Origin of the sequence: Acinetobacter sp. YH01005 (assembly GCF_013420465.1) — a bacterium.
GTDB classification, from domain to species: domain Bacteria; phylum Pseudomonadota; class Gammaproteobacteria; order Pseudomonadales; family Moraxellaceae; genus Acinetobacter; species Acinetobacter amyesii.
On sequence record NZ_VOYA01000049.1, the window covers coordinates 1 to 6,550 of the forward strand.

The 6,550-nt window shown below is 37.1% G+C and carries 7 protein-coding genes; 3 read left to right on the forward strand and 4 right to left on the reverse strand.

Features of this window, described 5'->3' with window-relative positions; translation table 11 throughout:
• From FTT72_RS15810 to FTT72_RS15820, 3 genes are all read right to left on the reverse strand, one after another.
• Positions 1–677: hypothetical protein (locus tag FTT72_RS15810; protein ID WP_180178669.1), on the reverse strand; the 677-nt coding region annotated here is incomplete at its 3' end.
• Between the two features lie 180 nt (positions 678–857).
• Positions 858–1,676 (reverse strand): hypothetical protein, encoded by an 819-nt coding sequence (locus tag FTT72_RS15815; protein ID WP_180178670.1) that lies wholly within the window; start codon positions 1,674–1,676, stop codon positions 858–860.
• A gap of 6 nt (positions 1,677–1,682) precedes the next feature.
• Entirely contained in the window at positions 1,683–2,084 is a 402-nt protein-coding gene (locus tag FTT72_RS15820; protein ID WP_005174444.1) for a hypothetical protein, read from the reverse strand.
• Between the two features lie 393 nt (positions 2,085–2,477).
• Between FTT72_RS15820 and FTT72_RS15825 the strand changes: the two genes are divergently transcribed.
• The 3 genes from FTT72_RS15825 to FTT72_RS15835 all read left to right on the forward strand — a co-directional run bounded on the left by FTT72_RS15825 (position 2,478) and on the right by FTT72_RS15835 (position 6,106).
• Complete coding sequence (locus FTT72_RS15825; protein WP_180178671.1) at positions 2,478–3,443, forward strand: replication initiation protein; 966 nt, start codon at positions 2,478–2,480, stop codon at positions 3,441–3,443.
• Positions 3,444–3,761: 318 nt separating this feature from the next.
• A complete protein-coding gene (locus FTT72_RS15830; RefSeq protein WP_306670357.1) occupies positions 3,762–4,208 on the forward strand; it encodes a MobC family plasmid mobilization relaxosome protein in 447 nt (148 codons plus the stop codon).
• Positions 4,205–6,106 (forward strand): relaxase/mobilization nuclease domain-containing protein, encoded by a 1,902-nt coding sequence (locus FTT72_RS15835; protein ID WP_180178672.1) that lies wholly within the window; start codon positions 4,205–4,207, stop codon positions 6,104–6,106. The genes FTT72_RS15830 and FTT72_RS15835 overlap by 4 nt, the downstream gene beginning before the upstream one ends.
• Position 6,107: 1 nt before the next feature.
• On the opposite strand, the gene FTT72_RS15840 is transcribed toward FTT72_RS15835, so the two are convergent.
• Positions 6,108–6,550, reverse strand: a 443-nt coding sequence (locus tag FTT72_RS15840) for a hypothetical protein (RefSeq protein WP_180178673.1), incomplete at its 5' end; no start/stop codon positions are given.

Consider the following 6,550-nt stretch of genomic DNA (forward strand, 5'->3'; position numbering starts at 1 on the left):
TTTTTTTTTACGTTTTCACAGACTAATATAGAGGGAGAGTCTTTACTAACTAAACGAACTCCTTTGTCTGTTGAATCAATACCTCCAACAGATTTACAGACCTCGTTGTTGTATTGCAAAGTTTCTGGCGTTGAACTATTTGTAATATAAAGTAATTTATCTTTAGATATTTCTTGGAATTTTTGTTGTATAGAGTACTTACGTCCACTTGGCGCTATTACAGATGAAGTTTTTGTAATTATTTTTTCTCCATATTGATTTAGAGCGGAACTACTTTGGAAGCCATTAATAGTTTTTTCTTCTGGTGATGAAGAATATGATTTATTAATAATATTATTTTTTAAGTTCACATCATTTGAGCAAGATAGCGTGTAGTTCTGATCTTTTTTAATAACATGTGAACCATAATCAATATCTAAAATTTTACCTTCAGAACGACACTTCTGTTCTCCATATTTTAATGTTTCTGGAGAAGATGATCCTCTAATATATAAAAGTTCATCCTCGCCTATGACAAGGAATTTTTGAGATAAAGTTAATGTTTTTCCGTTTTGATCAGTTAATGAGAAGTTTTTTTGAATAGTAGGTCTGTCTAAATGATCCTTTGTTAATACATCACTTGCAAGTAGTGTAGTACAGGCAAACATAGGAATTATTGAAATTAATATTTTTTTCATAATAATCATCATAAAAAGTTTAATAAAGAGTAAAAAATATACTAATTTTTAGTAAAAGTAGTGTTTAAAAATAAAAAATTACAATTTCTCATAAGGCTTTAGATGAGATAGACAGACGTAGAGAGTTGCAACTGGAGCAACAACGTAAAAATGACAGGAGTTATTCACCTAGATTTTAACTTATTTAGTTATTTGATTAATGATATTTTCTACTTGTGTACGGTTCATGTTTTCCGTAGATAACGAATAATATCTATTATTATAATTGAAGTGAACATTATAAATGTCTTGCCCATTTTCATTTCTCAATGTTTCAATAGTCATTGGAACATTGTTTACATTATGATTTAAACTTTCTTGGAAAACTTCTACAATAGCACTGTTATTTGGATTCAAATACATTTCGGTTATTTCAAATTTAGTACTACCATCTTGGTTTTCATATAACCGATAAAGGGAGTTGTATTTTCCTTCATTTATTGCACCAGAATACCACTTTCCTGATAGTTTTAAATCTGGAACTAAACCATCTGTATTTATTGGTTTAAAATCTAAAGGTTTTTCTTCTTTTAATGCAGCTCTTTTTTTATCTAAGTTAGAAAATTCATTAGTAATCTTCCCACCACTAAAGCTTCCATAACGATTTAAATTGTCGAAATTTTTTGCTAAATCGTCTTTTTGAGCTTTGCTTAGCTTAGCTTCTGATAATTTAGTATATATGACACCATCAGGATATTTTTCTCTTAAAGCTTTTAAATCAGAATTAAATATAAATGATTCATCATTTTGATTTTTAGCTAACGAACTTTGATTTGTATTCGATAATTCTGTATTTTGAATAGATGGTTCGGAAGATGAACTCGTTTCATTATGGTTGGTATTTTCACCGTTACCCAATCTTTTTGTTTCTGTAACTGCTTGAGATTTTATAAAAATTACAATACCTAAAACAATAATACCAACCACAAGAACTATTAATAGAATTTTATTCTTTTTCATAAGATTTTATAAAAACTGCCCAAATTTAAAATTGCAATCTTTTGCAGATGTGTATTGAGAAACAGCTCGCCCATTATCTAGGGTTTCATAGTGTGTACCGGATACATTCCAAAATCTTTTATCACTTTTAGGATCAACAAACCCTGCTCTAACACGATACCCACTTGGGTTACTTGAATTATCTGTTCGTTGGTTGCCATTAGTAGCTTTTTGATCTGTTTTTGCATATAGATTTTTATGTACACCTGTTAAAGCATCATAAGAAATAGATTCGTTATACCAACCATATCCAAAACTTGGAATATATGCTTCACAATTTGCACGGCTGAATGCTTCTGCTGGAACTGTAGCAGCATAAGGTGAGGCAGAAATAAAGCTTATTAAGCCAAGAAAAATTTTAACTTTCATTTTATTACCCTATTTTTGATTTTTATACCATTTGGTTTAATTTTTTTGCACTAAAAACATGTAAGTTTATATGTCTATGGTAAGTAAAAATGGAATATGGATTTTGATACTTTTTTTTCTGCGGAGCATTGCAAGGGCAATACTGTCCTCGAAAAAAAAGTATCTTCAAAGGTCATATATTTGCGACATTTTGTCGCAATATTTTGTTTTGAAAATCAGTCATTTGACAGCAATTCAAAAAGGTGTAATATTTTCATCAGGCGAAAAAAAAGCAAGCTGGCAGGCTCGCTTTTTTCTCTTTGTTAAACAAATGCTTAAAGCATCCATAAAACGCAAATTCGATACTTGTATTTTACTGATGTTTTGAGCTATTGCAACACTTGGACGTGTTTCATGCTCAATAAAACGCAATTTTCAGACGATTTTTACGAAAAACTCCCAAAAAAACCGTATTGCTCGGATGATTTAGGGCGTGGGGTGATTATTCGCCCAAAACGTACCGCAATCCAGAAGCCATACATTCAGCATAATCCCCCTTGTCTTGTTAGCTCATTGGTGTTCGATATAGACCGCCAAGACGCTTATTTTGCGTGGTCTGACGCAAATTTACCGACCCCAACATGGATAGCCAAAAATCGTCAAAATGGACATGCACATATTGGCTATATGCTTTTAGCTCCAGTGTGTACCACGCATCGAGCAAAGCAGAATGTCATACAGTACCTTGCCAAGATCGAGCAGGCGTATAGCTTGGCGTTAGGCGCAGATCGTGGCTATACGGGTTTAATCACTAAAAATCCATGTCATGGAACATGGGAAAATCATACCTTTGGCGTTCAACCATACGACCTAAATTATTTAGCCGATTTTGTAGAGCTTCAGGAACTAAAAACCGATTTAAAAGAGGTTTCAGGGCTTGGGCGTAACTGTATGATGTTCGATACCGTTCGTTTTTGGGCGTATGAAGCGATTAGAGCGTTTATTTCGGGGTCGCCTGATAGTTGGTATGCGGAAGTATTAAAAGTCGCTACAAACGCAAATGGTGCGTTTTTAGAGCCATTGCCACATTCAGAGGTAAAGGCAACCGCTAAGTCTATTGCTCGTTGGGTATGGCGCAATCACTCAGATGCACACGTCAAATTTATCGAGCGTCAGACTGTCAAAGGGCGTAAAGGCGGTCTAAGTAGTGATTCTAGTCATGGCGGTAAGGCTAGATCAGCACAATACAGCGATATACGTCAGGAAGCCTTAAAACTTCATGTGATGGGTAAGAGCATCAAAGAAATATCAGAATATTTAAATGTGCATCGGAATAGCGTATCGAAATGGGTAAAAATCCATGCACAAGTGCAAGCCTAAATCAGATATCAGCCCTTTTTTGGTTTCTGATCTATCCCAAGTGTAAAAGTGCAAGCCTAAATCAGATATCAGCCCCCTAGGGTGCTCTTTTCCCATTTCATTTTTAAAAATTATTATTTAAGGGAATAAGCAACGGCTGTGGGCAAAGGAAAACCCTGTGATCTAAACCTGTGTGCAACTCAACGTATAACGGCTTTATCGTTATGCGGAGTTGTGCATAGTGTTTAGGCACAGATCAGGTTTTACGGTCGCTTGCGATTGTCCATAGTCTTGCTATGACCTGCTTAATTGAATTACGTCTAGGGGTCTGATATTGTAATGGAACGCAAGGATACATGGAGACCCCTCTGCTATGCAGATGTGTTCCATGACCTTGTTCAGGGGCAAGCCCCCGAAACCCCCAAAAGCAAAGGCAAAAGCATGACAGCGATCAAACGTAATAAGGTTTACAAAGTCCGATTTTCTGATGCAGAGGTACAGAAAATCAAAGATGCCAATATCCTAAATATTGCCAAATATCTAAGGGATACTTCGCTTGCCCAAATTGATGCAACCCAAGGCAACGCTAAAAAAAAGAATCAGGAAAACCACTACACAAAATTAGACCGTGACTTTTTGCTTGAGCTATCCCGAATTGGGGGAAACATCAATCAGATTGCAAAGGCAATAAATACTGATATTGCAAGCAGTCGTCCCCTTGATGCTGCAAGGCTTTTGCACCTCTTAATAGGGATTGATCAGACCTTAAAGGAATTGAAAAAATGATTGTTCAGTTCTTTAGATACGGCAATGGTTTGAGCAAAGGTCCACTGGATTATTTACTTGGTAAAGACCGTGATCGAGATTATGCAAAAGTCTTACAGGGTGACGTTTCCGAAGTATCAGGATTAATTGATACGTCACCTTATGCAAAGAAATATACATCTGGATGCCTAAGTTTTTATGAGCATGATTTATCTGACCAGGATAAACAAAAAATCATGCAGGATTTTGAGCAAGCCTTATTCCCTGGCATGGATCAGAGCCAGTACCGTGTCTTGTGGATTGAGCATCAAGATAAATTAAACGAAGAAACAGGGGAGCGAAGATTAGAGCTTAACTTCCTAATCCCTAATGTTGAAATCCTTACAGGGCAACGTTTACAGCCTTATTATGATAAAGCTGATCGTCCTCGTATTGATCTGTTTAAGAAGATTACAAACTATGAATATCAACTGCATGATGCAGATGACCCTCTCTATCGCCAAGCCGTTACAACGGCAAAAAACTTGCCTAAAACTGTTAATGAAATCAAGGAAACGCTTGATATTGAAGCAACGAGAGCCGTTGAAAGTGGACTAATTACAGATCGGCAGAGCATGAAAAAATGGCTATTGGATCTTGGTCTTGAAGTTACCAGAGAAACCAAGAAAAGCCTATCCATTAAAAATCCGAATGATGACGAAAAAGCCCGCCCGATAAGGCTTACAGGTGCAATCTATGAGCAAGATTTTAGACTTACAGAAACGAGCCAACAACTTACTATCGCAGCATCAGAACGATATAGACGAGAAGCTGAACAGCGAAATCAGTCAGATATTCAAAGATATGCGGAATACAGTGCAAAGCGAAGCACAGAGCTTGAGCAGCAGTATCGACAGCACCAAAACGGATATACAGCAGAAACAGAGCGAAGCAACGAACGAGATATTGCAGCAGATCGACCAGACTACAGCTCAAACCAAGAAGCAGCAGCAACAAGGCATGACAGCCCTATTGCAAGAACAACAACAGCAGATCAAACAGCTACAAGCGAACTTGCAGCAGTTGAACGGCTTGAGCCAAGAAACAGCCCAAGCAGCCAAATTAAAGAAAACCCTTATTACATCGAATATAGTCTTGATTTCACTGGCATGTATAACGCTTATCAGCAGTATTTGTCTGGGATACGTCAGCAAGAGCAAGTACAGCGACATCACAGAGATGGAGAACAAAGTCCAGTGGCTAAAAAGCCAAGGGGCAAGCCTGAATATTCAGAAGTGTGGAACAGAGAAAAAATGGGACTGGTGCGTCCAGATCGACCCGAAAGCGCAGCAGTACAGCAACAATATGCGAATAGTGCAGGAAACCAATTAAATGAATCTCGAAGCACAGTTATTGCAGATTATCGAGCAGCAACAGCAGCAGCTCAAAGAGCAACAGAAGCAGCAAGAGCAAGCATTACAGCTCATTCAAACGCAGAGCAAAACGATAAGCGAACTAGAGAGCTACTGCAACAAATTGATAACTCACTTCAACACGCTGACCGAGAAAGAAAAAGAGATGAAAAATCATATCAGACAGCTACAGAATCCGAAGCTATCAGAGACTTTATTACAAAACTTGGAGAGCAGCTTAAAACAGCGATTACAGAGCCATTTAGAGCAATTAGTGACTGGGTTAAATCTAAAGAACGAGATCAACGAACTATTGCCAACGATGATCTATACAGAAATCGAGAAGCAGACAGCACCATTGACCCAACAGCTTCAAAGGAAACTAGACTCAGTGCAACAGTATCACGAAAAATTCGAGGGTTTGATCAAACAAATATCTTCAAGGCTTTAGATGAGATAGACAGACGTAGAGCGTTGAAACTAGAACGTAAAAGTGATCGTGGTTATGATTCACCACGACCATTTTAAATTATTTTGCGATTAGTACGCCCTGAGAAGAGGCTGTGCAACCTAATCTACCAGTGGTAACAATAGGATATGTATTCGGAGCAGAAATCCATGCATTTAGAAAAATCATAGCATTACCTGTTGTATTTGAAACGTAATCAACTACTTCATTGTAATAGCCATTAACTGTAATTCTTTTCACTAAGCTACCAGTTGCATTGGTGTAGTAAATGGCTCCTGACACCATGTTATTTGAATTAGCTCTTCCATTATAATTACTATTGGTTGATGCGCTAATATTGCAGCTTTGACGTGCGGTATTTAGGTTGGCTACATCATTTTTTTTTACGTTTTCACAGACTAATATAGAGGGAGAGTCTTTACTAACTAAACGAACTCCTTTGTCTGTTGAATCAATACCTCCAACAGATTTACAGACCTCGTTGTTGTATTGCAAAGTTTCTG

Excerpts from the sequence above, each read along its gene's own strand:
- FTT72_RS15815 (WP_180178670.1), bottom strand. The coding sequence starts at position 1,676 with ATGAAAAAGAATAAAATTCTATTAATAGTTCTTGTGGTTGGTATTATT.
- FTT72_RS15820 (WP_005174444.1), bottom strand. The coding sequence starts at position 2,084 with ATGAAAGTTAAAATTTTTCTTGGCTTAATAAGCTTTATTTCTGCCTCA.
- FTT72_RS15825 (WP_180178671.1), top strand. The coding sequence starts at position 2,478 with ATGCTCAATAAAACGCAATTTTCAGACGATTTTTACGAAAAACTCCCA.
- FTT72_RS15830 (WP_306670357.1), top strand. The coding sequence starts at position 3,762 with ATGGAACGCAAGGATACATGGAGACCCCTCTGCTATGCAGATGTGTTC.
- FTT72_RS15835 (WP_180178672.1), top strand. The coding sequence starts at position 4,205 with ATGATTGTTCAGTTCTTTAGATACGGCAATGGTTTGAGCAAAGGTCCA.